Source organism: Mesorhizobium sp. M8A.F.Ca.ET.218.01.1.1 (assembly GCF_004791165.1).
Lineage (GTDB): Bacteria > Pseudomonadota > Alphaproteobacteria > Rhizobiales > Rhizobiaceae > Mesorhizobium.
Genome location: NZ_SRUZ01000096.1, coordinates 1 through 350, shown reverse-complemented (window position 1 = coordinate 350; position 350 = coordinate 1). Strand labels below are relative to the sequence as shown.

Genomic DNA, 350 nt, shown 5'->3' with positions numbered 1-350 from the left:
CGGGCACTCCGGATGCGCGAGCACGGTCACGCCCGGATGACTTTCGCGCAACTCCCTGATGTCGGCCGGCGTGAAGCGCTCATGCACCTCGCAATGCCCTTTCCAGGCGATGATCTTCACCGCGGTCTGGGCGGCGATGTTCCGGGCGAGATATTCATCCGGCAGCATGATCACCTGCGGAACGCCGAGCGCCTCCACGACGGCTTTGGCGTTACCGGACGTACAGCAGATATCGGACTCGGCTTTCACTTCGGCCGAAGTGTTGACATAGGTGACGACCGGGACGCCCGGATAGCGCTGTCTCAGCAGGCGAATGTCCTCGGCGGTAATCGAATCCGCCAGCGAACAGC

The 350-nt window shown here is 62.9% G+C and carries 1 protein-coding gene; it reads right to left on the bottom strand.

All coding sequences use genetic code 11. The annotated features are described in order from the left end of the window. A partial coding sequence (gene nadA / locus EN861_RS34545; RefSeq protein ID WP_135928225.1) for a quinolinate synthase NadA occupies positions 1–350 on the bottom strand: 350 nt, incomplete at both ends.